The organism is Pedobacter sp. PF22-3 (assembly GCF_026239555.1).
In the GTDB taxonomy this organism is placed as follows: domain Bacteria; phylum Bacteroidota; class Bacteroidia; order Sphingobacteriales; family Sphingobacteriaceae; genus Pedobacter.
Window position 1 is genome coordinate 126926 of sequence record NZ_JAPIVP010000011.1, and the last position, 23328, is coordinate 150253.

Consider the following 23328-nt stretch of genomic DNA (forward strand, 5'->3'; position numbering starts at 1 on the left):
AGTCCATAGTCAGGTAGTCATCAACTCGCCTCTTAAGACTCATGACTGTGGACTTCCGACTCAAGACTCAAATGCAGATTACTCAAAAACTATCCCGAACAGACATCTTACTCATGGCTTTTTGCACAGGCCTGATTGTTGCGAATATATATTATTGCCAGCCTTTGGTCATCTTGATTGCAAAAGATTTTAAGCTTACCGAACCTGTTGCAGGGAAGATTACCTACCTTACGCAGATCGGTTACGCTTTAGGCCTTTTCCTCTTAGTGCCACTGGGCGATATGTTTGAACGTAAAAAACAGATCCTTGTTATTACCGGACTTGCCATTTTGGCCTTACTGGTTGCTGCGGTTTCGCAAAGCTTTTTTATATTGGAAGTGGCCTCAATCTTAATTGGTGCCTGCTCTATTGTACCTCAATTAATATTGCCCTTAGCAGCCAATTTAAGTACCGATGAGAATCGTGGGGCCAACATTGGGATAATTATGAGCGGTTTGCTGGTTGGGATTTTAGCCTCACGTGCAGTAAGTGGCAGCATAGGCTTTTGGCTGGGCTGGCGAGCGGTGTATTATATGGCTGCAGGAATTTGTGGCTTGCTTATTTTTTTAATGGCGAGTCGCTTTCCACAAAGTTACCCTAATTTTAAAGGCTCGTACAAAGAACTCATGCGTTCTATGTTCGGTTACATCAAAACCCAACCTGCCTTAAGGGAAACTTCGATTATTAATTTCCTTGCTTTTGCTATCATCAGCGCATTCTGGACAACCATGGTGCTATTCCTTGCTAACCCACCGTTTAATTTCCAGACTTTACAGATTGGACTATTTGGAATTGCCGGAGCTGCAGGCGCATTAGCTGCGCCACTAGTTGGAAAATTAAGCGACGGCAACAATCCGCGAAAAAACTTAATGATCGGTTTTATTTTACAACTCATCAGTATCGCTTTGTTTTATTTTACAAACAACCATTTATACCTTTTTGTAATCGGCATTGTACTGATTGACATCGGTCAGCAGGCTATACATGTAACCAACCAAACCCGCATTTACACCCTCATACCAGAAGCCAGAAACCGACTGAACACCATTTTTATGTCGGTTAGTTTTATTGGTGCCAGCTGTGGCTCGGCACTAGGTTTATGGCTTTGGGACCAAGGTGGGTGGGCTTTATTCTGTTATGGAATGACAGGTATAATTGTCCTTAATATTTTAATTTATCAGTTTTACGGAACAAAAAAATAATGGTTCAGATTGAACAAATATTCCCTTCGTTAACCTGGCGGATCAGACAAGAGGCGATGTACCCAGAATTACCTTTTGACAGGGTTAAGCTTCCAGATGACTTTGACGGCATCCATTTTGGGTTATACCTTGATCATAAGTTAACAGGAGTGGTTTCTCTATTTTATGATGGAGATATGTATCAGTTCCGTAAACTGGCCATTCTACCTATTGCTCAGAAAGCAGGTTTGGGTTCACAATTAATGGACTATATCCTCGATTTTTGTAAAATTCAAAAAGCGACAAAACTATGGTGCAATGCACGTGTAAATGCTAAGGAATTTTATTTTAAATTTGGCTTCCACGAAACAGATAAAACCTTTTTTAAAGATGGTTACGATTTTGTGGTAATGGAAAAAGAACTTTAAATTACCAACCGTCATGCTGATCCGATTGCTATCGGATTTATTTCAGCATCTTATTAATAGATCCTGAATCAAGTTCAGGATGACGAATATATAGAACGAACATTATGGCTAAGAAAAAAGACGACGAAAAGAAAAAACATGTTGCTGTGGTTACCAAAAAATCGCTGCAGTTTCTTGAAGAATACATCAATAATCCTGCTCCTACCGGCTATGAATGGGAAGGACAAAAGTTGTGGTTAAATTATTTAAAACCCTACATCGACGAACATTTTATCGATAATTACGGTACCGCTGTAGGTGTGATTAACCCTAAAGCTGATTTTAAAGTAGTGATAGAAGCCCATGCAGATGAAATTTCATGGTATGTAAACTACATCACCAATGATGGTTTAATTTATGTGATCCGCAATGGTGGTTCTGATCATCAGATTGCACCTTCTAAACGCGTAAACATCCATACCGAGAAGGGTCTGGTTAAAGCAGTATTCGGTTGGCCGGCTATCCATACCCGCCATGGCGAGAAAGAACAAGCTCCGGAGTTAAAAAACATCTTTTTGGATTGTGGCTGCACCTCAAAAGAAGAAGTAGAAAAATTAGGTATCCACGTAGGCTGTGTAATTACCTACGAAGATGAGTTTATGGTTTTAAACGACCGCTACTATGTTGGCCGTGCTTTAGATAACCGTGTGGGTGGTTTTATGATTGCCGAAGTAGCCCGTTTATTAAAAGAGAACAAGAAAAAACTTCCTTTCGGTTTATACATTGTAAACTCTGTACAGGAAGAAATCGGTTTGCGTGGAGCTGAGATGATTGCCCAGCGCATTAAACCAAATGTGGCCATTATTACCGATGTAACACACGATACCACTACGCCAATGATCAATAAAAACATCCAAGGCGATTTATCAGCAGGTAAAGGCCCGGTTGTTTCATATGCCCCGGCTGTACAAACCAACTTAAATAAACTATTAATCCAAACGGCTGAGAAAAACCAGATTCCATTCCAACGTCAGGCATCCTCACGTTCTACCGGAACCGATACTGATGCTTTTGCCTATTCTAACGGTGGCGTACCATCGGCATTAATTTCGTTGCCGCTGCGCTACATGCATACTACGGTAGAAATGGTGCACAAAGAAGATGTTGACAATGTAATCAGCCTGATTTACGAAAGTTTATTGAACATTAGTAATGGTCAGGATTTCAGGACGTTTAAATAATGGAAAAAGTTAATCACCAAAAAATCATCATCAGCACCTTGTTAAAAGTTTTGCTCATGGTTGTTGTGATCTTTATTCTTAACGCCTGGCCAAGCATCAAACAGAGTTTTAGCGGCAATGTGCCGCCATTGGATTATTGGCTCAATCATAGTTTTAAAGTAAGCAACATCATCCTCATTTTAGGATTTGGTGGTTATTTTTATTATAAAGATTTAACCAATCAAAAAGAACTGATCGAAAGGTCAAAAAACACTGATCAGCTCGAAGCTTAGCAAATAACACCAAAGAAATTTTATCATAAAAAATCGCTGAGGTTGGCTATTTTAAGCCTAACGTTTACTGAACCTGCCAGATGAATTGCCATTGTTATTGCAGTCATCTGGCAGGCTACTTTAGACAATACCTGTTAGTACAGTCATTATTCTCACGCTACCTATCCATAGAATCCATCTAGTCTCCAGTTACCCTTTTTGCTCCTAATGCTATCATTATACCCATATGATAGCTATCGAATTTACTATACCGATATCATGTTTTCAATTGTTTGTAGCTTCTTCGCAGTTATAATCTTTGATCAACTTCCTAATCTGTAGATTAATTTTTATTAATACTCAGCATATCTTCACATTGTTTGTGTAATTTACCTACATAGTTATCCTTATATTCATGAACACAGACAAAAAAAATGTTGATCTATCTGTTATTTGCGATGATCATTGGGATGTAGTATTCGACCAACTTGGCCTCGGTTTTTGGGAGTTGAGTATAGCAACAGGCATACTTCGTTCAACCCGATCGTTTAAAGAGAATTTTGGTTATCCGCCAGACGGCGTTTTAAGCTATGAGACGGTTTTAGGCTTAATTCTTCCTGAGGACCTTGATCATGTTCAGGATGAAATAGAGCTTACCGTAACCAAAGAAAAAAGCAGTTATGATGTGTTGTACCGAATCCGCCGTCCGGATGGGAAAATCAGATGGATCAAAGCCGATGGGATACTGTCCCAACCGGAAGGCGAATCGTTAAAATTGATAGGAACAACTTTAGATGTTACCGATTTCAAACAACCTTCATCATGATTACAGATCATTCAGTTCAATCCAAACGGGTCCGTGATCGCTTGTTTTTTCCCATCCCCTAACATTGCTATCCACTCCTGCTGATTTTAAGCGATCGCTCACCTGCGGACTCAATAAAAAATGATCAATTCTTAATCCGGCGTTTCTGCCATAAGCATTACGAAAGTAATCCCAAAAGGTATAAATTGTTTCTGTTGGATATAATTTCCTGATCGCATCTGTCCAGCCCTGTGCCAGTAAGTTTTGAAATGCCAATCGGGTTTCAGGGCGGAACAACGCATCTTCAACCCATCTTTCAGGTTTATAAGCATCCATTTCTGTCGGAATTACATTATAATCGCCTGCTAAAACCACGGGTATATTCCTCGCCAGCAAAGTTGCAGTATGTTTAGCAAAACGCTCGAACCATTGCAATTTATAATCAAACTTGGGGCCTGGTGCCGGATTACCATTTGGCAGGTATAAACATCCAATAACTACACCATTTACAATGGCCTCTATGTACCTGCTTTGTAAATCTTCAGGATCTCCATCTAAACCACGTTTCAACTCTGTTATCTCTAAATTTCTGGTAAGTATGGCCACTCCGTTCCAGCTTTTCTGCCCGTGCCAGATGGCATTGTAACCAGCATCTTTAATCGCCTGTTCTGGAAATTTTTCCTGAGGGGCCTTTAGTTCCTGCAGGCACACCACATCTGGCTGGGTTTCTTCCAGCCAACGTAACAGTACAGGCAAGCGGCCATTTACACCGTTTACATTATAAGTAGCTATTTTCATCCTATAAATTTCAGCATAAAAACTCAAAAACAGAAGATTCTTCTATTTTGATCTTAAAGCCATTATTGGCAACATTTTATGAAATACTTAAAGATAATTTGAAAATTTGGCATTATCTTGCATGTCATTTAGCGTAACCGTTTCAAATAATCATGTTCAAAGCAGTCTCAAACAATCTTTCTGCCGAACCGAAAGACATCCGTTGGTTCTATGACCAGTATGCACCCATGCTGCTTGGCTATATCAATGGTATTGTGCAAGATCAACAAAAATCAGAAGATCATCTGGTCGTTATTCTTACTTCCTATATTAAGGATGTAGCTATTTTGCCAGAAAAAAGCAGGTTAAATATCTGGCTCGAATTGCGCCAATATGCACAAAGTAAATTAACTTTGTATACGGCAAAAGATCATCAGTTAAATCTTAATCAATCCGTAGATAATGGTAGGCTAGATTTGTTAGATGATCTGCAAAAAAGAATTTTCTGTGCAGTATATTATCATGGAAAGACAATTCAGTACCTGGCGGCAACAATTGGATGTAATGAAAGCGAAATCCGCAATCAGTTAAGATTATCAATCGATAAAATGAGGAGGGCAAGTGGAAATTAATAAAATTATGGAGAGCGGTCTAATGGAAACCTATGTGATGGGAATTGCCACCGAAGAGGAGGTACAGAAAGTCTTATCGCTAAAAAAGGAATATCCGGCATTTAAAGATGCTTTGGAACAGCTCGAATATGACATGGAGGTACTGGCCCAAAGTATGGGTATTGAACCACCCGTTGATGCATTGGCCAAAATTGAGCTTGAGATTAATGAAATACAACGCCAGAACCAAGCTATTCAAACCACTGTTGAAGCCGAATACAGTTATAATAAAACCCATCAAGAAAACAAACGTGGAAAATATATAGAGGTAGAATCAGAATCTAATCAAATGCGTGTGAATAAAGCCTGGAAATGGGCATTTATTGCTGTTTTTGTATTAGGTAAGATATTTTTAGCCTTTGCCATTTATTTTTACCTGGAGAACAGACAGGTGAAGGAACAACTTCAAGAATTAAAAATAGAATTAAAACAAAAGATCAGGTAAAATATGCGAAATAGGAAAGATAAACCTATCTTTTTAAAACCAACACTAAACAGAAATGTTTAGCTGTTAAGATTCATTCATGTTTGAGCGCATGTTTGAGTTTAGATATGGGGATAGGCTGCTAGTCTATCCCTTTTTTTAGATTTAAACGTTTATTTATCCAACAATGCCTTAACCTTCTGTTGGAGGTCCGTAATATCAAAAGGCTTTTCAATGGTATCATCAGGAGAACAGCTCAAATTATCCATATTCAAAGCTGAAAGCAATATTACAGGCAAAGATGCTGTTTTAGGATTATGCTTTAATTTATTGCAAATATCCCGGCCGTCGTGTTTACCAATAAATATATCCAACAAAATTAGATCTGGTTGAAAATAATCGATTGTCTCCTCTAATCTCAAATCATCCCCATCTAAAACACCTTTTATATGATAATGTTCTTCCTCAAAAATTAACTTTATAATATCATGAATGTTTTCGTCATCATCAACTACAAGAATTTTCTTAACTAGCGCGTTGCTCATATGCAACAAATCTAGTTGAAGTGAATTATTTGATACAATGTATTTATACCTGAATTTACCGAATAAATGATATTACTGGGCAGCTAAACCCGATTTATAGTTTTTAAGCATCTTTTTCAGCAAGCCTCTCGCCACGTGTATTTTGGTTTTTACTGTACCCAAAGGAATATCAAGCTCTGCAGCAATTTCGTGATATTTATAACCTTCAAAGTAACGGCAAAAACAGAACCTACAATCCTCCGGTAAGGCATTCAGCGATTTTTGTATATCCTCCATTATAAACTTGGCGGCACCACCATTTAAAGATGCGCTTGGAACCAGTTGAACGGAAGTTAAATCTTCTTCCTGCTGGATCACTTCGTTTTTACGTTTTACCTTATAATAATGATTAAGAAAGGTATTTTTCAGGATGGTGAAAAGCCATGCCCGCACATTGCTGCCCATTTCAAATTTGCCCGAAAACCTAAAAGCTTTCATAAAGGTATCCTGAACTAAATCAGCAGCATCGTCTTCATCATGTGTGTATGCTAATGCCCTGTCGAAAAGCGGTTGCCTGTATTGGTAGATGTCGCAATTAAAATTTAATGTTTCCATAATTCGTTTTTGGCTGATGTAAATATTTAACAAACAGCAACTCCTTATGTTATTTGTAGAAATACCCGATTTTTTACGGTTTATTTAAAACACTTAAAAAAGGGTCTGAAAACGATCAAAAACACTAGTCTACATAACCATTCCGCATGGCAAAACGCACTAAAGAAGCCGAGTTTTTAGTGCCGGTTTTACTGATCAAAGCCTCTCTTTGGCTCTCTACCGTTCGCCTGCTTAAATACAATTTATCAGCTATTTCCTGATTTGTCAAGCCATCGGCAATGAGTCTTAAAACATTAATTTCGCGCTCTGTAAAGTTAATTTCGGTATTCATTTTTCGCGAAAGTATATTCAGCTGCGTATTAAAACGCTCCAAAATAGAGATGCATAAATTAGAAGAAAGATACCGTTTTCCCTTCATTACATGCTTGATGCAAAACAGCAGTTCATCTTCTTCAATATCTTTTGAGAGGTAAGCAAAAGCTCCTGATATAAAAGCATTTGACGCGTACTTTTCATCTTCTAAAATAGACAAAACAACAACCTTTGTATGGTGTCCACGTTCTTTAATCGTATTGGCCAAAGCTATCCCATCAAGCCTCGGCATTACAAGATCTGATAAAATAATATCAGCTTTTATTCCTTTTTCCAGAAGCTCCAAGACCGCTAAACCGTCTGGTACTTCTGCAACAACATTGATGCCTTCGTGTTTTTCTATGAGTGCTTTAAGTGAGGCCCGGATAATATGGTGATCATCCGCAAGAATAATGTTAATCATAATTCAAATATAACTTAAGCCCTTTTAAAATTAAAAACGGCTACTTAGGCAGTTCGATATAGAAGGTGGTTCCAACACCGATTTTGCTCTCAAACCATATTTTACCCTGATGTAAATCAACAATAGCCTTGATGATGCCCATGCCAAATCCTCCTGATTCTTCGCCCTTAAGACCTGGCCTTAAAGTTTCGGGCAAATGGCTAAAAAGCCCTGCTTGCAACTCTTCCGGAATACCGATCCCATCATCAGCTACGGTAATTAAAACAGTGTTTTCATATTCTTCTGCATGTAAAGTAATATGCCCATAATCGGCAGTAAATTTTATGGAGTTGGACATTAGGTTATTGATCACTTGCAGAAACTTCATGCTATCAAGGCGCAGATAAATCTGTTCGGCGGAGCTTGTAAATTTAATGTGCTTCATTTTGCCCAGCTTGGATCGTTTATAAAAACGAACAACATCCTTAAGTTCCCAAACCAGATCAGTCCGCTCCTTACGGATTTCTACCACCGATGATTTTAAAAATTCCTTATTAACCATGCTACGTACCAAAAGCAGGTTACGCTCACACATGTCCTGAATAAAGGCCAGCGAATTGATCATCCGCTCATCGCCTGTTTGCGCTATCCCCTCTTTCATAGATGAAGCAATTAATTTCATCATGCCAAGTGGTTCTTTTAAATCGTGCGCCAATACTTCTAAGGTTATATTTTTTCTGGCATTTATCTGTTCGATGTGGATTTTATTATGCCGCGCAACTGTCGTATCTTCTACTGTACCAAGTAAATACTTAACAGCTCCATCAATAACAGAAAATACAATTACCCGAACATACTTTTCTTTACCTGGAAACAGTAAGCGGAATTCATATTTGTTTTCGGTATTTCCCTCCAGGCATTCTTTATAGCATGACATCACATGTGTTACATCTTCAGGATGTACCCGCGCTAAAAGTAACTTTGGATGATTCAAAACCTCATCAGCGTCTAGCTCCCAGATGTTACTTAACGATTTGTTTAAATATGAAAAATTTTGCGCTGTATAGTTGAAAATAAAATAACCATCAACAGAACGGTCGCCTATATTACAAAAAAGCTCTTTATTCAATTCGACCATGATTAAATGTTTGATAATTTGCTAATAAATGACAATAATGAATCAGCAGTCACATCTCAAACAGTAGAGGAGTAAAAATGTTTCATACAAAATATGACCTACTACTATTTTAACACATGACCATCATAGATAACGGTTAATTATCTTTAGAGATATTAACATTCTTCACACATTGTGTAAAATTATTTTTCGGAATAAAACCAACTATTGCCTAAATTGTTAAGCATAAAAGAAAGATAAAAAAGTCCTGTGAGCGGGAGATCCGCGGAGGGCAGGCACACCATAAAGAGTACACAATTCTTCTTACCGATAGCCACCGTAAAGGGTGGCTATTTTGTTAATACCTCCAGCAGATTAAAAACTTCTTATATTTATTGAACTTGTTTCTTCAACGTAATTAAATTGCCTTAATAGATAATTTATTAATAGCTCTATACTTCATTATTCATCATAAAAACATGGCACAGAACAAAACTACAGAAAACGGTTTAAGCGTTCACGACTTTTTAAATACCGTTCCTGACGAAAATAAAAGATCTGATTGTTTTAATCTGTTGGGTATTATAGGTGAAATCACAGGCTTTACAGCGAAAATGTGGGGAACAGCCATTGTTGGTTTTGGTAGTTACCATTACAAATATGAAAGCGGCAGGACAGGCAACGCACCTTTGGTTGGCTTTTCACCACGGAAAGATGCCATCGTCTTATATTTATCATCAGATTTTAACAATCGTGAAGAACTGCTAGCTAAATTCGGCAAACACAAAACCGGTAAAGCTTGTGTGTACATAAAAAAATTAAGCGATATTGATGTGGAGGTATTAAAAGAAATGATTACCAATTCTGTTGCGAAAATTAACAGTTTGTATCCTTAAAATGATGGAAGATGTAAAATGGATGACTGATAAAGCTAAAATCAAATACTTATTAGCCTAAGCGTCGCGCCAAAACCCGCATTTATTTTTTACGATTATTAATTGCCACGGATGCACAGATGAACACAGAATTAAAAGAATGTAAGGGATAATAATCCCAAGTTATTGCAGCAAAAAAATAAATATTCAACGCTGTGCCCTCCCTGCCTTTCTCTTCTTACCCTTTGTGGTAAAAAAAGAAAAGCCATCTACTGATGTAAATAAGAAGTTACGCTACGATAAGTTAAATTTTTCAATATTTGATCATTCCTTATTTCGAATAAAAAACTGGAAATGATTAAAAAACTAAGCCTTTATTTATGGATAGCAAGCTCTTGCATTTCGCTTCATTCGGCAGCGCAAGATGCAGTAAGCTATCAAACTCCCCCAAAAGAAATTGCCGATTTATTACTGGCTAAGCCAACTCCTGGTGTAAGCATAGATGGCAAAGCCGAATGGATCTTATTTAGCGAGCGTAACTCTTACCCTTCGGTAGAGGAATTGGCTATGCCCGAGTACAGAATTGCGGGTTTAAGATTAAACCCGAATAATTACTCGCCAAGCAGGCAAACCTATATAAACAATTTCAGTTTAAAAAACATCAAGTCCAACCAAAATTTTCAGATAACCGGCTTGCCAAGCCCATTATATGCCGGGAACATTAGCTGGAATCCATCGGAAAACAAGATTGCCTTTACCCATACCACGCAAAAAGGAGTAGATCTTTACATCATTGATCTGGCTACCAAAAAAGCTACTAAAACCAATAAGGCTTTTTTAAACGTTGTTTTAGGCAGTGGTCTTACCTGGTTAAATGATCATACCATTATCTACCGTACGGTAACTAAACCTGCCAGTGCTGCCCCCAAAAAACCATTAATGCCTAAAGGGCCAACCATTCAACAAAATTTGGGGAAAGCTGCTCCTAGCGCCACTTTTCAGGATTTGATTAAATCACCGTTTGACGAACAGTTATTCGAATTTTTTGCCACTTCGCAATTGGTTAAAAACACGGGTGGAGTAGAAACGCCCATTGGTAAACCGGCTATTTATGGCTTAACCAATTTATCGCCCGATAAAAATTACATGATGGTTGAAACCATCCGTAAACCTTTTTCATACCTCGTTTCGGTCTATGGCTTTCCGTACACATTAAGTGTTAACGATTTGTCTGGAAAAACCATCAAAGTTATCGCCGAGTTACCATCAGCAGAGGGCACGCCATCTGGTTATGATAATGTACAAGATGTTCCGCGCGGTTTCGACTGGAGGGATGATGAACCGGCTACACTGGTTTGGAGTAAGCCATTGGATAGTGGTTTAATTAAAAAAAATATTCCCTATCACGATGCCATTTATGCGTTAAGCGCACCTTTTACCGGAAAAGAGAAAGAACTATTTAAAACACAGACCCGTTACCGTAGTGTACAATGGGGCGACGCTAACCTCGCCCTTATTACGGAAGGCCTTCGCAGCAAGCAAACCAGTAAAGTAAGTCGTTATAACCCTACAACAGGCGCAGTAGAAGAACTCTACAGCCGAAACCAAACCGATGCCTATGGTAACCCCGGTACGCCCGTTACGGTCAAAAATAAATATGGCAGACAGGTTATTAAAACGGTTGATAATGGCACCAAACTGTTAATGAACAATATGGTAGGCTCGTCAGAAAAAGGAGATTTGCCGTTCCTGGCTAAATTTGATTTAAGTACTAAAAAGAATGAGATTATCTGGCGCAGCGCCGAAGGAACATTTGAATATGTAAGTGATGTAATTAATCCTGATAAACTGATTTTACTTACCCGTAAAGAAAGTCAAAAATTAGTACCTAATTATTTTATTAAAAACCTGGTGCTTCGTATTGCCGACCAGCGTATTACAAATTTCACTAACCCTTACCCATCTTTAGAAGGCATTACCAAACAAAAAATTTCTTATAAACGTGCTGATGGAGTTGATTTAACCGGCGATTTGTACTTGCCAAAGGGATATAACAAAGATAAAGACGGTCCGCTGCCAACTTTAATTTGGGCTTACCCACGCGAGTTTAATTCTTCAGCAGATGCTGCACAAATTCGTGGATCTAAAGATAAATTCACGACCATTAGCTGGGCCTCTCCTATTTTTTGGGTAACCCGCGGATATGCAGTTTTAGATAATGCCGAAATGCCAATTGTGGCCAAAGATGGTAAAAAGCCAAATGATACCTTTGTAGATCAATTACAGTTAAATGCTGAAGCAGCTATTAATAAGCTTGCTGATTTAGGCGTTGGTGATAAAAAACGTATGGCTGTTGGCGGCCACAGTTATGGTGCATTTATGACTGCAAACTTACTGGCACATACCAATCTTTTTGCCGCAGGTATTGCCCGTAGTGGAGCATACAACCGTACACTTACGCCCTTTGGTTTCCAGAATGAAGAACGTACCTATTGGCAGGCCCCTCAGTTATATTATGAAATGAGCCCATTTAGCTATGCTGATAAAATTAAAACACCATTGTTATTAATCCATGGCGATTCTGACGATAATCCAGGTACTTTCCCCATTAACAGCGAACGTTTGTTCAATGCCATTAAAGGTGCAGGAGGTACAACCCGTTTTGTATTTTTACCCTACGAAGCCCATAGTTACCGTGGCAAAGAAAACTTACTGCACATGCTTTGGGAGCAAGACCAGTGGTTAGAAAAATATGTCAAAAACAAAAAATAATATCTCTCTACCTATTTCAATCAAAATGCCCCTATATGTGCATTTTTTGTTTATCATGCTTCTAACTTGTTTGATGTGGTGTCGGATATTTCTCTGACACTGATCATATTCTGAAATCCAATATTTCAGTAGCCATCTGTCAGCTGGTAACAGCTGACAGCACATTCCATGATTTAAGCGCTAATTTTCTTACGCTACGCTCCATGCCCTTTCTTCTTGCTTTTGCACATTCCCACACTAAAACCTTACATTTATACAATAAAATTGAACATTCCCTTTATTAATTTGTTAAGCCATTATGGACTACATAGACTATTATAAAATCCTCGATTTAAAGAAAGATGCAACAACAGAGGATATTAAAAAAGCTTATAGAAAATTAGCCCGAAAACACCATCCGGACCTCAATCCAAATAATGAAGAGGCCAACAAAAAGTTTCAGCAAATTAATGAGGCTAACGAAGTTTTAAGCGATCCCGAAAAAAGAAAAAAATACGACAAATATGGCAAAGATTGGCAGCATGCCGATCAGCTGGATGCCCAGCAACAGCAACAAAGGCAATACCAATCGCAAAGCCAGGGTTATGGAGGCAATAGCTATTCTGGTGGTTTTGGCGGCGAAGATTTTTCTGATTTCTTTTCTTCTATGTTTGGTGGCGGCGGTGGTAGAAGCAGCAGAAATTCGCCATTTAAAGGCCAGGATTACAGTGCCGATTTACAATTGAACCTGCTTGATGCTTACACAACGCACAAACAAACCTTAACCGTTAATGGCAAACAAGTACGCATTACCATTCCGGCAGGAGTAGAAAACGGACAGAAGATCAAACTTCCGGGTTATGGTGCACCAGGTGTTAATAATGGTCCTCCAGGTGATCTGTATATCAAATTTAATATTAGCGACGATCCCAAATTCAAACGTAAAGGAAACGATATTTACATTCAGGAGGAAGTAGATTTGTATACTGCCATTTTAGGTGGTGAAAAAATCGTTGAAACCTTAAATGGCAAAGTCAAGCTTAAAGTACCAGAAGGTACGCAGCCTGATACCACCTTAAGATTGAAAGGCAAAGGATTTCCGGTTTACAAAAAAGATAACCAGTTCGGCGATCTGTATATTAAATGGCAGGTTAAAATACCTACCAATTTAAATGCTGAACAAAAAGAATTATTCGAAAAACTTTCCAAATTCTAACCATTATGGAAACTTATCTAATACCTGTAGAAGATATCTGTGCTTATCATCATGTAGAGATCAACTTTATCCATTCTCTCGAAGATTTTGGGCTGATCCAGACGACTGTAAAAAAGCAATCTGTATTTTTGCCTATTGATGAATTATCTAAATTAGAACAGTATCTGCGTTTGGCAAACGACCTGCAGATTAACTTAGAAGGCATTCATGCTGTTTCACACTTGCTTAATCAATTGCAAAATATGCAACAGGAAATAACAATATTGCAGAACGAGCTAAATTATTATAAGCAACTTAACCAGTAATACCAAACAACCCTTACCAAATATTTTGGATTAAATGCTAACAAAAAAACATAACCATTATAAGATATGTTTCTTAAATTGGCAATCTAATTTTAAAAAATGAGCGATCTTTCTTCAAAATTCATCGAAAAAATAAAATCATCTTATGCTCCTTCGGGCTCGTACATTTATTTAGGCGCCGGAATTTTAGATGGACAGACTTATAGCGAGGCAGAAGTTAATTTATCGTTAAAAATGATGAATAGACATGGCCTGATTGCCGGAGCAACCGGAACAGGTAAAACGCGTACCCTACAGCTATTGGCAGAGCAACTGTCTGATGCTGGCGTTCCTGTTTTTATGTTGGATGTTAAGGGAGATTTATCAGGCTTAAACCAACCAGGTTCCGTTAATCCAAAAATAGAAGAAAGAGCACAACAGCTCAACAAATCTTTTTCGCCTACAGGTTTCCCTGTTGAAATTTACTCTCTTTCAGGCAAAATGGGCGCACAGATGCGTGCAACCGTACTGGAGTTTGGGCCCACACTTTTATCAAAAATCTTAGATTTAAACGATACACAGGCAGGGGTTTTAGCAGTTATCTTCAAATACGCAGATGATAACAAATTACCGATAATTGATTTAAATGATTTAAAAAAACTGGTATCATATCTTTCAGAAGGTGCTGGTGCAGCAGAAATTAAGAGCAGTTATGGCAGTATTTCTACTGCAACATCAGGCACCATGCTGAGGAAAATAGTGGCAATAGAACAACAGGGCTTAGGTGGTATGTTTGGTGAAAAATCATTTGATACTGAAGATCTTTTCGAAAGAGTTGATGGCAAAGGAATAATCAGTTTATTGAATATTTCTGATGTGCAGAATCAGCCTGTATTATACTCTACTTTTTTATTAAGCTTATTGGCCGAGTTATTTAATACCATGCCCGAGGTTGGCGATTTAGACAAACCAAAGCTGGTATTCTTTTTTGATGAAGCCCATTTATTATTCAAAAACTCATCTAAAGCATTTTTAGAACAGATAGAAACCATTATCAGGTTAATCCGCTCTAAAGGCATTGGTGTTTTCTTTTGTACCCAGGCACCTACAGATGTACCGGAAAGTGTGTTAGGCCAATTAGGTAACCGCGTGCAACATGCGCTTCGGGCTTTTACTCCTAATGATGTAGATGCCCTAAAAAAAACAGTTAACACTTATCCGAAATCGGAATTTTATGAGATCGATAAAATATTAACCTCATTGGGTACCGGACAGGCATTGGTTACCGTATTAAATGAAAAAGGTATTCCTACTGAAGTATCCGCAACCATGCTTACCCCGCCAAGGGCAGTAATGGGACCACTTACAGCTGCCGATTTCGATCAGCTTGTTCAAGATAGCCCGATGTACGCTAAATATAAAGATCCTATCGATCCTGAAAGTGCCTACGACATTTTAACCAAACGCATTAACGAACAGACTGCAGCAGCAGAACAAGAGAAACATGAAGCTGATGCTCAGAAACAAGCCGAAAAAGACAGCAAACCCAAACCAGGAGAAAAGAGTCTGGTAGAACAGGTGATGGGTGCAACCATAACCCGACAAATTGGTAAAGAAATTGTACGCGGTATATTTGGCATGCTTACCGGTAAAAAAACACGTTCAAAAACCGGTGGCGGACTTTTTGGATTTTAAAAACTTATTAATTAACATAATAAAGCGCGCAAATAACTAATTTCGCAAGTTGAAACTGAGATGGTGTATCAATTATCTATCAATGTTTCAACCATAATAAAATAATAACACTAAATGAAACCCACCCTATTAATACTGGCAGCTGGTATGGCCAGCCGCTATGGAAGCATGAAACAGATTGATGGATTTGGTCCTAATGGCGAAACCATTATAGATTATTCAATATATGATGCAATAAATGCCGGTTTTGGCAAAGTTGTATTCATCATTAAAGAAGAGTTTGTAGATAACTTTAAAGCTATTTTTGAACCTAAACTTGCCGGAAGAATAGAAACAGATTATGTTTTCCAAAATTTCGATTTAAAACAATTTGGCATAGAAGAAGAAATTTACAGAGAAAAGCCTTGGGGTACTGCGCACGCAATTCTATCAGGAAGAAGTGTAATTAAAGAGCCTTTCTGTGTAATTAACGCTGACGACTATTATGGCTTCGATGCCTTTAAAAAAATGGTCGATTTCTTAACCACAGAAGTAACGGATAGCAACTACTCGATTATTGGCTATCAGATTGGTAAAACTTTATCAGAATTTGGTGCAGTTTCTCGCGGTGTTTGTAAGGTAGATGCAGCTGGTAATCTCGAAGAAATTATAGAGCGTACCAAGGTTTACCCGAAAGATGATAAGATTTTTTATGAAGAAAATGGTGAAGAATTCCCTTTAAGCTTTGAAACTCCGGTTTCTATGAATTTCTGGGGCTTCACACCTGCTGTTTTCAAAATTACCGAGGAATTATTCAGAGAATTTGCAGAAGCAAATAAAGACAAGCCTAAAGCCGAGTTTTTTATCCCATTAATTGGTGAAAACCTGGTAAAAAACAATACCGCAACTTTTAAAGTAATACCTACTTCAAATAAATGGTTTGGCGTAACTTATAAAGAAGATAAACCTTATGTTCAGGATAGTATTGACCAATTGGTTAAAAATGGAACATATCCAGAAAAACTTTGGAATTAATTTAGATTCAGAAGTTCTAGAAGCATAAGTATATAATTAAAGTAAATGCCTCAGGTTTTAAAAGCCTGAGGCATTTTAATAAACTAGCATAGCAACAAGCTCCTCCTCAGGGAAGCAAATAGCAGCATTTTTTTAACCTTAATTCGATTAGTTGTTATTATTGTGCGATAATTCAAAGTGGATTAAAAATCCACAACTCATTCAGTCAGGATTGCAAATCTTGACCAACGTTAAACCTATCGCTATTTCAAATTGCCCCAAAGGTACCAACCGTTCTTCATAAACCCGACAGCAACGGCAGCCCCGTCCCCATTTTTCATCGGGATCATAAGGGCTACAGCGAATGGCGTAACTGCAGTTCCCGAAAGCACCTGAACATTCATTTTCAAACGCTCTTGAACCCTACAAGGCACATGAGAACATAGAAGCTAAACAACCGCCATTAAAACCAAAAAAGCGCTCCTGAACTTAATCAGGAACGCTTTCTGTTTTATGCTCCCGAGACTTACGACTCAGGACTAAAGACTCCAGACTATTTCTTGTCGTCTTCTTTTACTTCTTCAAAATCAACATCAGTAACGTTATCGCCACCACCTTGAGGTTGACCATCAGCTTGTGGTTGCTCACCACCCTGAGGCTGCTCACCAGCTTTGTACATTTCTTCTGATGCTACGTTCCATGCCGCTTGTAATTCAGCCGAAGCTGCATCGATATCTGCGAAGTTACGTGATAAATGCGCTGCTTTTAATTTCTCTAAACCAGCTTCGATTGGTGCTTTTTTATCAGCTGATAATTTATCACCAAACTCTTTTAATTGTTTCTCAGTTGAGAAAATTAAAGCATCAGCTCCGTTGATTTTATCAGCTTCTTCTTTTTGCTTAGCATCATCTGCTGCATTAGCTTCAGCTTCTTCTTTCATTTTTTTGATCTCAGCATCAGTTAAACCTGAAGATGCTTCGATACGGATTTTTTGCTCTTTACCAGTAGCTTTATCTTTTGCACTTACGTGTAAAATACCGTTGGCATCAATATCAAATGATACTTCTACCTGAGGCACACCACGAGGTGCTGGTGGAATACCATCTAAAATAAAACGGCCAATTGTACGGTTCTGAGCAGCCATTGGACGCTCACCTTGTAAAATATGGATTTCTACTGAAGGTTGGTTATCAGCTGCAGTTGAGAAAGTTTCAGATTTTTTAGTTGGGATTGTTGTGTTAGACTCGATTAATTTAGTCATTACACCACCCATAGTTTCAATACCTAATGATAAAGGAGTAACGTCTAATAACAATACATCTTTAACATCACCGGTTAATACACCACCCTGAATAGCAGCACCAATTGCAACAACCTCATCAGGGTTAACACCTTTACTTGGCTCTTTACCGAAGAAAGCTTTAACAGCGTCTTGAATAGCAGGAATACGGGTTGAACCACCTACCAAAATAATTTCGTCGATATCGCTTGTGCTTAAACCAGCATTTTTCAAAGCAGATTTACAAGGATCGATAGTACGTTTGATTAAGCTATCAGCCAATTGCTCAAATTTAGCACGAGATAATGTACGTACTAAGTGTTTAGGGCCGCTAGCGTCAGCAGTGATGTATGGTAAGTTAATTTCAGTAGAAGTTGTGCTAGATAACTCAATTTTAGCTTTCTCAGCAGCTTCTTTTAAACGTTGTAATGCCATTGGGTCTTTAGCTAAATCCATGCTGTTTTCAGCTTTGAATTCGCTAGTTAACCAATCAATAATAATGTGGTCAAAGTCATCACCACCTAAGTGTGTATCACCATCAGTAGATTTTACTTCGAAAACGCCATCACCTAATTCTAATACAGAAACGTCATGAGTACCACCACCACAGTCAAACACAACAATTTTCATGTCTTTGTGTGCTTTATCTAAACCATAAGCTAAAGCAGCTGCAGTTGGCTCGTTAATGATACGTTTTACAGATAAACCTGCAATCTCGCCAGCTTCTTTAGTCGCCTGACGTTGTGCATCGTTAAAATAAGCTGGTACAGTAATTACTGCTTCAGTTACTTCCTGCCCTAAGAAATCTTCTGCAGTTTTTTTCATTTTCTGCAAAATCATTGCAGAAATCTCTTGTGGAGTATATTTTCTGTCGTCGATTTCAACACGTGGTGTATTGTTATCACCTTTTACTACTTTATAAGGTACGCGTCCAGCCTCTTTCGCACTTTCGTCGTAGCTGCTACCCATAAAGCGTTTAATTGAATATATCGTTTTTGTTGGGTTAGTTATAGCCTGACGTTTAGCAGGCTCGCCAACTTTACGCTCACCGTTTTCTGCAAAAGCAACAATAGACGGTGTAGTACGTTTACCCTCACTGTTTGCTATAACTACAGGCTCGTTGCCCTCCATTACGCTCACGCAAGAGTTTGTTGTTCCTAAGTCTATTCCAATAATTTTTCCCATTGTATTTTTATTTTCTCTTTTTAAAGTATTATAATTTCTACTGCTATTAAACAATGCTTGTGCCAATTGGTTTTTGGCAGAAAATATGGATGAAAGACTGTTAAAATGTAAAAAAAGAGGCTATAGATTACTGACAGCATGACAGAAAATGATGGATAATGTGGAATGGAAGTATGGGAGGGTAAATACTAAAGACCAAAGGTGAAAGCATAAGACTAAAGCAAATTGCAGATTCCTTAAAATGATTTGAAAATGAAAGTCAGCAATTCTTCGGCAGCAGCAGCCCCGCTAACCGCTTTACTTCGTTTCACTCGTGTTCGCTATTATCGGGTTTAGTTACAACGGACAGTAAAAAACCATCCTTAATTTTTATATCTTTAGAGATACAATCAGTCTATGCAATCATTTAAATCTGTGTAATCTCTTTAAAAATCTGTATAATCCCTTATAAAATGCAAATAGCAGCACAAATCGTAATAGGCTTAGTCGCCTTCATCCACATCTACATCCTTTGGTTAGAAATGTTCGCCTGGACCACCAAAGCACCAAAAGTTTTTAAAACCATCCCAAAAGATTTATTCGTACCAACAAAAACATTGGCTGCCAACCAGGGATTATATAATGGCTTTTTGGCTGCAGGTCTAATATGGTCATTATGCATCAGCGATCATCAATGGAAAATTTATGTAGCCATATTCTTTTTGATATGCGTAATTATTGCCGGTATTTATGGTGCCGCAACTGCGAGCAAGAAAATTTTATATGTGCAATCAATCCCGGCATTGGTAGCACTGATTTTATTGCACTTGTAAGTTCGTCTATAATAGTTAGCATAAAGATTCTGAAACAAGTTCAGAACGACGATAACCTAGTAAATTCCTGGCGCCATTAATATTATATGCATAAGCTATCCGCTCTTAGTGATCAACTTAACAAGTCGATCGTCACCCTGAACTTGTTTCAGGGTCTTATCGTGAAGGATGCTGAAATAAATTCAGCATGACGGCCACATTAAAAATCTACAACTCCAACAATTTTTCCAAATGATGGTATCCAATCCCAAAGTATTCCTTACTGGCTTTAATTTTCTGTAAAATTTCCGCTTTTCGCTCCGCGCTATGCGCTTTGCCCTTTACCCCCACTACAAGTACATTTTTAGGCGTATGCGCATCAGAAATAAATTCAAAAACTTTAGTTTTATAGCCAAAATATTCTAAAATCAAAGCACGTATACCATCGGTAACCATTTCAGCCTGACGTTCTAAAAAGATCCCATATTTGGTTAAAAAAGAAACATCGTTCTTCACTTTATTTTGTTCAATCTCCCTGCGGATCTGTTTATGGCAACATGGCGCAACCACAATCAGCTCAGCATTGGCTTTAATTCCCTTATAAATGGCATCATCAGTTGCAGTATCACAGGCATGCAATGCAATTAACAGGTTTACACCCTCTGCCTTAAAATCCTCGATGGTTCCCTGTACAAAATTCAATTTATCGAAAGCAGATTTAGCCGCTACCTGATTACACAAATCAACCATATCCTGACGGTACTCTACTCCTATTACCTCGCTTTCCAATTTCAAAACCGAATGCAGGTAATCGTAGAGCGCAAAAGTTAGATAACCTTTACCCGAGCCCATATCAGCCACCTTTTTAATTGTTCCTTTTGGCAGTTCTTTTATTAAAGAACTTAAAATTTCAATGTAATGGTTAATCTGCCTGAATTTATCCTGCGCATTTTTAAAAACCTTACCGTCTGTGTCAGTAATCTTTAATTCAGTTAAATATGACTTCGAATCAGGCTTGATCAACCTGGTTTTTGCTTTGTCATGATCAACAGATAGCGCTGCCACGTTTGATGCTTTACCTTTCCGCAACACAACTTTTCCATTGTTCAATTCTTCTAAAATCAGGTCGTTTTCTATGGTAAACAGCGTAGCTATTTTAAATCCTTGCTCCAAATAATCCTCAATTAAATCGATTACCTCATCAATAGCATAGTTTTTAACCAGGTCGCGTGTTTTGTAACGATAGGTAACAGCCAGTTTATCTTCACGTTTAATCATCACCTTACGGATCAGCAGTTGTTTTAAGCCTTCCTCCGCTCCTTTATAGTTCCCTAAAGAAATTTTCACAAATGTTGCTGCATTCAGGCTTTCTTTTAAAGCCGTGATAAATTGTTCTATATATTCCGACACTGGCATTTATAAATTTAAAATACAAAGATAATCAAGTTTATCTGGAGCTGAACATTCAACTCATAATGTAACAATAGAGCGACCATATAAAAAGATGAAAGAGGGAAAATGTCATATGGACTGGCCATTTTCAACCAGAAAAATCGTTGGTATTGATTTAAATAAATGAATGACGTAATACGATTTAGAAATGCAAAATGACATCAATTATCTATATTGATTCCAAAGTAGCGCAACGCTTTTTTTTCAGAAAATTAAATTCTAGATTAGGATATTTAAAAAGCTAATCACAATACATGAGTGACTTTCAGATAAAAAAATCGCCTACCGTATATGATGCCATCGTTGTTGGTTCAGGTGCAGGTGGCGGAATGGCAGCCTATGTACTGGCGCATGCCGGTCAAAAGGTTTTAATGCTTGAGGCCGGTCAAAATTTCGATCCGCGATTAGATTCACATCAATTAAAATGGCCATGGGAATCACCACGCCGTGGGGCAGGCACTGTCCGTCCGTTTGGTGATTTTGATGCTTCTTATGGCGGCTGGGAACTTGAAGGCGAGCCTTATACCCAGAAAAACAAAAGTGAATTCGAATGGTTCCGTTCGCGCATGCTCGGTGGCCGTACCAACCATTGGGGTAGGATTTCTTTGCGGATGGGCCCTGATGATTTTAAACCTAAAGATGGTTTAACCGACGCCTGGCCGATAACCTACGCCGATGTAAAACCATTTTACGATAAAGTTGACCGCATGATCGGTATTTATGGAACAGCTGAAGGTTTAGAAAATGAACCTGATGGAATTTTCATGAAACCGCCCAAACCAAGGTTAAATGAACTTTTCATTAAAAAAGGAGCTGAAAAAGCGGGAGTAAAAGTAATTACTGGTCGTGGGTCTGTATTAACAGAAGCTTTACCGAACAACAACGATCGCGCACCTTGTTTTTACTGTGGCCAATGTGGCAGAAGCTGTAAAGTTTATGGCGATTTTTCATCTTCATCGTGCCTGGTAAACCCTGCAGTAAAAACAGGAAACCTGACTGTTATTACAGATGCAATGGTACGCGAAGTGATTACGGATAAGGACGGTAATGCAAAAGGTGTTTCTTATGTAAACCGTAAAGATCTGCAGGAATATCAGGTAAACGGCAAGTTGGTTATTTTAGGTGCGAGTGCCTGCGAATCTGCACGTATATTATTAAATTCAAAATCAACCTCACATCCAAATGGCCTTGCCAATAGTAGTGGTGTGATTGGCAAATACCTACACGATTCTACAGGTGCAAGTGTTTCGGGATTCCTGCCACAATTGATGGATAGGAAACGTTATAATGAAGATGGTGTAGGAAGTGTACACATTTATTCACCATGGTGGTTAGATAACAGGAAATTAAATTTCCCACGTGGTTACCATATCGAATATTGGGGTGGAATGGGCATGCCTGCTTACGGTTTTGGTGGTGGAGTGGCTCAAATGAACGGTATGGTACCTGGCAGAGATGGTAAAATGAAAGAAGCTGGAGGTTATGGAAAATCATTAAAAGATGATTACCGCCGTTTTTATGGAACAGGTGTTGGTATGGCCGGTCGCGGTACCGCCATTGCCAGAGAAAGTAACTATTGCGAAATCGACCCGAACACGGTAGATAAATATGGGATCCCTGTTTTAAGATTTAACTACAAATGGGACAAAGATGAAATTCTACAGGCGAAACACATGCAGGAAACCTTTCTTTCCATTATGAAGGAAATGGGGGCAGTAGTCACTTCCGAAATTCAGGGAGCAGATACCAATTATGGCTTACTCAACCCTGGAAAAATCATCCACGAAGTGGGTACCATCCGCATGGGTGATGATCCTAAAAAATCGGCGCTAAATAAATACTGCCAGGCACACGACTGTAAAAATCTATTTGTGGTAGATGCTGGTCCGTTCGTACAACAGGGCGATAAAAATGCCACGTGGACTATCCTGGCCCTATCCATGCGTACTGCAGAATATATTTTAGCTCAAAAGAAAAAACAGAACATTTAAGAATTACCAT

At 38.4% G+C, this 23328-nt stretch carries 22 protein-coding genes; 15 read left to right on the forward strand and 7 right to left on the reverse strand.

Going from position 1 to position 23328, the window contains the following annotated elements:
• Positions 1–113: 113 nt before the first annotated feature.
• The 5 genes from OQX63_RS15185 (at position 114) to OQX63_RS15205 (ending at position 3945) form a co-directional block, all read left to right on the forward strand.
• Positions 114–1241 (forward strand): MFS transporter, encoded by a 1128-nt coding sequence (locus OQX63_RS15185; protein WP_265851699.1) that lies wholly within the window; start codon positions 114–116, stop codon positions 1239–1241.
• Positions 1241–1648 (forward strand): GNAT family N-acetyltransferase, encoded by a 408-nt coding sequence (locus tag OQX63_RS15190; RefSeq protein ID WP_265851700.1) that lies wholly within the window; start codon positions 1241–1243, stop codon positions 1646–1648. Before OQX63_RS15185 ends, OQX63_RS15190 begins: the two co-directional genes overlap by 1 nt.
• A gap of 104 nt (positions 1649–1752) precedes the next feature.
• Complete coding sequence (locus tag OQX63_RS15195) at positions 1753–2868, forward strand: M42 family metallopeptidase (protein ID WP_265851701.1); 1116 nt, start codon at positions 1753–1755, stop codon at positions 2866–2868.
• Positions 2868–3140 (forward strand): hypothetical protein, encoded by a 273-nt coding sequence (locus tag OQX63_RS15200; RefSeq protein ID WP_265851702.1) that lies wholly within the window; start codon positions 2868–2870, stop codon positions 3138–3140. Before OQX63_RS15195 ends, OQX63_RS15200 begins: the two co-directional genes overlap by 1 nt.
• A gap of 394 nt (positions 3141–3534) precedes the next feature.
• Positions 3535–3945, forward strand: coding sequence for a PAS domain-containing protein (locus OQX63_RS15205; RefSeq protein WP_265851703.1), 411 nt, complete (start codon positions 3535–3537; stop codon positions 3943–3945).
• Here the strand turns inward: OQX63_RS15205 and xth are convergent, their stop codons facing one another.
• Positions 3946–4722, reverse strand: a complete 777-nt coding sequence (gene xth / locus OQX63_RS15210) for an exodeoxyribonuclease III (RefSeq protein WP_265851704.1) — start codon at positions 4720–4722, stop codon at positions 3946–3948.
• 152 nt (positions 4723–4874) lie between these two features.
• Between xth and OQX63_RS15215 the strand changes: the two genes are divergently transcribed.
• Together OQX63_RS15215 and OQX63_RS15220 are read left to right on the forward strand one after the other, a co-directional pair.
• The gene (locus OQX63_RS15215) at positions 4875–5333 is read left to right on the forward strand and encodes a hypothetical protein (RefSeq protein ID WP_265851705.1); all 459 of its coding nucleotides are present in this window, start codon (positions 4875–4877) and stop codon (positions 5331–5333) included.
• A 7-nt stretch (positions 5334–5340) separates the two neighbouring features.
• Complete coding sequence (locus tag OQX63_RS15220) at positions 5341–5817, forward strand: hypothetical protein (protein ID WP_265851706.1); 477 nt, start codon at positions 5341–5343, stop codon at positions 5815–5817.
• A 152-nt stretch (positions 5818–5969) separates the two neighbouring features.
• On the opposite strand, the gene OQX63_RS15225 is transcribed toward OQX63_RS15220, so the two are convergent.
• The 4 genes from OQX63_RS15225 to OQX63_RS15240 form a co-directional block, all read right to left on the reverse strand.
• The gene (locus OQX63_RS15225; protein WP_265851707.1) at positions 5970–6341 is read right to left on the reverse strand and encodes a response regulator; all 372 of its coding nucleotides are present in this window, start codon (positions 6339–6341) and stop codon (positions 5970–5972) included.
• 72 nt (positions 6342–6413) lie between these two features.
• A complete protein-coding gene (locus OQX63_RS15230) occupies positions 6414–6935 on the reverse strand; it encodes an RNA polymerase sigma factor (RefSeq protein ID WP_265851708.1) in 522 nt (173 codons plus the stop codon).
• A 124-nt stretch (positions 6936–7059) separates the two neighbouring features.
• On the reverse strand, positions 7060–7710 hold the full coding sequence (locus tag OQX63_RS15235) for a response regulator transcription factor (protein ID WP_265851709.1): 651 nt from the start codon (positions 7708–7710) through the stop codon (positions 7060–7062).
• A 40-nt stretch (positions 7711–7750) separates the two neighbouring features.
• Complete coding sequence (locus OQX63_RS15240; RefSeq protein ID WP_265851710.1) at positions 7751–8827, reverse strand: PAS domain-containing sensor histidine kinase; 1077 nt, start codon at positions 8825–8827, stop codon at positions 7751–7753.
• Positions 8828–9285: 458 nt separating this feature from the next.
• Here OQX63_RS15240 and OQX63_RS15245 point away from each other — a divergent pair, with 458 nt between their 5' ends.
• The 6 genes from OQX63_RS15245 (at position 9286) to OQX63_RS15270 (ending at position 16641) form a co-directional block, all read left to right on the forward strand.
• Positions 9286–9702 (forward strand): DUF1801 domain-containing protein, encoded by a 417-nt coding sequence (locus OQX63_RS15245; RefSeq protein ID WP_265851711.1) that lies wholly within the window; start codon positions 9286–9288, stop codon positions 9700–9702.
• A 333-nt stretch (positions 9703–10035) separates the two neighbouring features.
• A complete protein-coding gene (locus tag OQX63_RS15250; RefSeq protein WP_265851712.1) occupies positions 10036–12453 on the forward strand; it encodes an alpha/beta hydrolase family protein in 2418 nt (805 codons plus the stop codon).
• Positions 12454–12751: 298 nt separating this feature from the next.
• Entirely contained in the window at positions 12752–13648 is an 897-nt protein-coding gene (locus tag OQX63_RS15255; RefSeq protein ID WP_265851713.1) for a J domain-containing protein, read from the forward strand.
• Positions 13649–13653: 5 nt separating this feature from the next.
• A complete protein-coding gene (locus tag OQX63_RS15260) occupies positions 13654–13953 on the forward strand; it encodes a chaperone modulator CbpM (RefSeq protein WP_265851714.1) in 300 nt (99 codons plus the stop codon).
• 99 nt (positions 13954–14052) lie between these two features.
• A complete protein-coding gene (locus OQX63_RS15265; protein WP_265851715.1) occupies positions 14053–15627 on the forward strand; it encodes a helicase HerA-like domain-containing protein in 1575 nt (524 codons plus the stop codon).
• A gap of 114 nt (positions 15628–15741) precedes the next feature.
• On the forward strand, positions 15742–16641 hold the full coding sequence (locus OQX63_RS15270) for a nucleotidyltransferase family protein (RefSeq protein WP_265851716.1): 900 nt from the start codon (positions 15742–15744) through the stop codon (positions 16639–16641).
• 532 nt (positions 16642–17173) lie between these two features.
• Here the strand turns inward: OQX63_RS15270 and dnaK are convergent.
• Positions 17174–19084, reverse strand: coding sequence for a molecular chaperone DnaK (gene dnaK, locus OQX63_RS15275; RefSeq protein ID WP_265851717.1), 1911 nt, complete (start codon positions 19082–19084; stop codon positions 17174–17176).
• Positions 19085–19536: 452 nt separating this feature from the next.
• Between dnaK and OQX63_RS15280 the strand changes: the two genes are divergently transcribed.
• Positions 19537–19896: a DUF1304 domain-containing protein gene (locus OQX63_RS15280; RefSeq protein ID WP_265851718.1), complete on the forward strand. Its 360-nt coding sequence runs from the start codon at positions 19537–19539 to the stop codon at positions 19894–19896.
• Between the two features lie 207 nt (positions 19897–20103).
• On the opposite strand, the gene OQX63_RS15285 is transcribed toward OQX63_RS15280, so the two are convergent.
• Positions 20104–21291, reverse strand: coding sequence for a class I SAM-dependent methyltransferase (locus OQX63_RS15285; protein ID WP_265851719.1), 1188 nt, complete (start codon positions 21289–21291; stop codon positions 20104–20106).
• 290 nt (positions 21292–21581) lie between these two features.
• Here OQX63_RS15285 and OQX63_RS15290 point away from each other — a divergent pair, with 290 nt between their 5' ends.
• On the forward strand, positions 21582–23318 hold the full coding sequence (locus OQX63_RS15290; RefSeq protein ID WP_265851720.1) for a GMC family oxidoreductase: 1737 nt from the start codon (positions 21582–21584) through the stop codon (positions 23316–23318).
• Positions 23319–23328: the final 10 nt, after the last annotated feature.

Bases quoted from the DNA above. Each gene is read 5' to 3' on its own strand.
- OQX63_RS15185 (WP_265851699.1), top strand. From the start codon at position 114: ATGGCTTTTTGCACAGGCCTGATTGTTGCGAATATATATTATTGCCAG.
- OQX63_RS15190 (WP_265851700.1), top strand. From the start codon at position 1,241: ATGGTTCAGATTGAACAAATATTCCCTTCGTTAACCTGGCGGATCAGA.
- OQX63_RS15195 (WP_265851701.1), top strand. From the start codon at position 1,753: ATGGCTAAGAAAAAAGACGACGAAAAGAAAAAACATGTTGCTGTGGTT.
- OQX63_RS15200 (WP_265851702.1), top strand. From the start codon at position 2,868: ATGGAAAAAGTTAATCACCAAAAAATCATCATCAGCACCTTGTTAAAA.
- OQX63_RS15205 (WP_265851703.1), top strand. From the start codon at position 3,535: ATGAACACAGACAAAAAAAATGTTGATCTATCTGTTATTTGCGATGAT.
- xth (WP_265851704.1), bottom strand. From the start codon at position 4,722: ATGAAAATAGCTACTTATAATGTAAACGGTGTAAATGGCCGCTTGCCT.
- OQX63_RS15215 (WP_265851705.1), top strand. From the start codon at position 4,875: ATGTTCAAAGCAGTCTCAAACAATCTTTCTGCCGAACCGAAAGACATC.
- OQX63_RS15220 (WP_265851706.1), top strand. From the start codon at position 5,341: ATGGAGAGCGGTCTAATGGAAACCTATGTGATGGGAATTGCCACCGAA.
- OQX63_RS15225 (WP_265851707.1), bottom strand. From the start codon at position 6,341: ATGAGCAACGCGCTAGTTAAGAAAATTCTTGTAGTTGATGATGACGAA.
- OQX63_RS15230 (WP_265851708.1), bottom strand. From the start codon at position 6,935: ATGGAAACATTAAATTTTAATTGCGACATCTACCAATACAGGCAACCG.
- OQX63_RS15235 (WP_265851709.1), bottom strand. From the start codon at position 7,710: ATGATTAACATTATTCTTGCGGATGATCACCATATTATCCGGGCCTCA.
- OQX63_RS15240 (WP_265851710.1), bottom strand. From the start codon at position 8,827: ATGGTCGAATTGAATAAAGAGCTTTTTTGTAATATAGGCGACCGTTCT.
- OQX63_RS15245 (WP_265851711.1), top strand. From the start codon at position 9,286: ATGGCACAGAACAAAACTACAGAAAACGGTTTAAGCGTTCACGACTTT.
- OQX63_RS15250 (WP_265851712.1), top strand. From the start codon at position 10,036: ATGATTAAAAAACTAAGCCTTTATTTATGGATAGCAAGCTCTTGCATT.
- OQX63_RS15255 (WP_265851713.1), top strand. From the start codon at position 12,752: ATGGACTACATAGACTATTATAAAATCCTCGATTTAAAGAAAGATGCA.
- OQX63_RS15260 (WP_265851714.1), top strand. From the start codon at position 13,654: ATGGAAACTTATCTAATACCTGTAGAAGATATCTGTGCTTATCATCAT.
- OQX63_RS15265 (WP_265851715.1), top strand. From the start codon at position 14,053: ATGAGCGATCTTTCTTCAAAATTCATCGAAAAAATAAAATCATCTTAT.
- OQX63_RS15270 (WP_265851716.1), top strand. From the start codon at position 15,742: ATGAAACCCACCCTATTAATACTGGCAGCTGGTATGGCCAGCCGCTAT.
- dnaK (WP_265851717.1), bottom strand. From the start codon at position 19,084: ATGGGAAAAATTATTGGAATAGACTTAGGAACAACAAACTCTTGCGTG.
- OQX63_RS15280 (WP_265851718.1), top strand. From the start codon at position 19,537: ATGCAAATAGCAGCACAAATCGTAATAGGCTTAGTCGCCTTCATCCAC.
- OQX63_RS15285 (WP_265851719.1), bottom strand. From the start codon at position 21,291: ATGCCAGTGTCGGAATATATAGAACAATTTATCACGGCTTTAAAAGAA.
- OQX63_RS15290 (WP_265851720.1), top strand. From the start codon at position 21,582: ATGAGTGACTTTCAGATAAAAAAATCGCCTACCGTATATGATGCCATC.